The following is a 1577-nucleotide window of genomic DNA, read 5'->3' on the forward strand; positions in this document are numbered from 1 at the left end:
ATCCAGCGCGACATCGAGGACAACCTCTCCGAGCGGATCCTCTTCAACGAGCTGACCCCGGGTCAGATCGTGGTGGTGGACTGCGAGGGCGACCCCAGCAACCCGGCCTCGCGCCTCGTGTTCAGCGCGGCGGGACAGATCTCGAGCACCGAACGCGAGGTGACCGGAGCATGATCATCGAAGCCACGACGGCGGAACGCGTCGCGGCCGAGCCGGACGTTCTGCACTTCACCGGCCCAGCGCCCGCTGGCCGGCTCGATCGGCCCGGCGACCTCGGCACCGGCCAGGTCCTGCGGCTGCTGACCCGACAGCTCTTCGCCTATCCGGCCGCCCGCGGACCGGTCGGGCCGATAGCCGACGCGGCTGTGGAACTGCCCACCGTCACCAACGGCGACGTCCGCGACGGCGGCCGCACCGTGCGGATCCGGCTGCGCTCGGGCATCTTCTGGGACGCGCAGGCCGCGCGGGAGATCACCGCGGGTGACTTCGTCCGAGGGATCAAACGAACCGCGCATCCGGACGCCCGGCCAGTGCGGCCGGTCTTCGCCGCGATGATCGAGGGGCTGGCGGAGTACTACGAGGCGTACGACGAGGCCTTCGGGCACTGGGATCCGCACGCGCCCGCCTTCGCCCAGTTCCAGCGGCACACGCCGGTGCCCGGCCTACTCGTGGAGAACGACAAGACGCTGGTGGTCCGGCTGACGGCGGCGCACGACGGGGTGCTCGACCTGCTCGCCACCGGCTATTCGGCGGCCGCCCCGCGGGAGTACGACTACTACGTGCCCGACAGTCCGGAGCTGTACCGGTGCTGCCCGTCTGCAGGCCCCTACCGCATCGTCCGGCGGCTGTCGCCCGGCGGTGACTTCGCCCTTGAACCCAACCCCCGCTGGGACCCGGCGACCGACCCGATACGCCGGCGACCGACCGCCCGAATCGAACTCTCCCTGCAGCCCCGCGCTGCCGCGGGCGGGCCCGGGGCAGCGTGGTTCGGGGTACTCGGCTGGGAGTCGCCACCGTCCGTGGACGCCTGGGCCGGCGCGGCCCCCGCCGCCGAGTACACCCTCGTGCCGACCGGACGGCGCGCCGTGCCAGGCGAGCGAGTCGACCGGTCCGGACTGGCTGCTGCGCTGCTGGCGTGCGGGGCTGTCACGGCGACTGACGCCGGACCGGACACCATCGGCGCAGGGTCGACGTCGCACCTCGCGCTGGTCAACCCAGCGGGGTCCCGGCTGGCACCGTTGGTCGAGGCGCTGATCGTGGGCTGTCGTCGGCAGGGGCTTGAGTTGACCGAGGTTGCCCGCGGAGCGGACGCCGACGTCGTGCTGCGCGAACGAATCGCCTCGTGGCCGGTCGAGTTGCCGGGCGCGGATCGCCCGGGCCCGGACGAGGTGCCGCTGGCCACCGCGGTGTGGCCGCGCGCGATCGCCGACGCCCGAACCGGCGGCGCGGCCCGCTGGTCCTGAGGTGCCGGGGGTGTGGGGCGGGCCGGCGGGGGGCGGGCCCCCCCGCCCGCCCCCCCGCGCCGCCCGCGCCGCGCACGCCCGGCCCGAGCCCCGGGGTGTGGGGGGGGTGGTGTT

Annotated in this window: 1 protein-coding gene; it reads left to right on the forward strand. The window is 74.4% G+C overall.

Translation table 11 applies throughout. From position 1 onward, the window contains the following. Window positions 1-170: 170 nt before the first annotated feature. Window positions 171-1463 (forward strand): ABC transporter substrate-binding protein, encoded by a 1293-nt coding sequence (locus ACWEVO_RS36320; RefSeq protein WP_452311914.1) that lies wholly within the window; start codon window positions 171-173, stop codon window positions 1461-1463. The last annotated feature ends 114 nt before the right edge of the window (window positions 1464-1577 follow it).

The organism is Micromonospora sp. NPDC003776 (genome assembly GCF_053605645.1).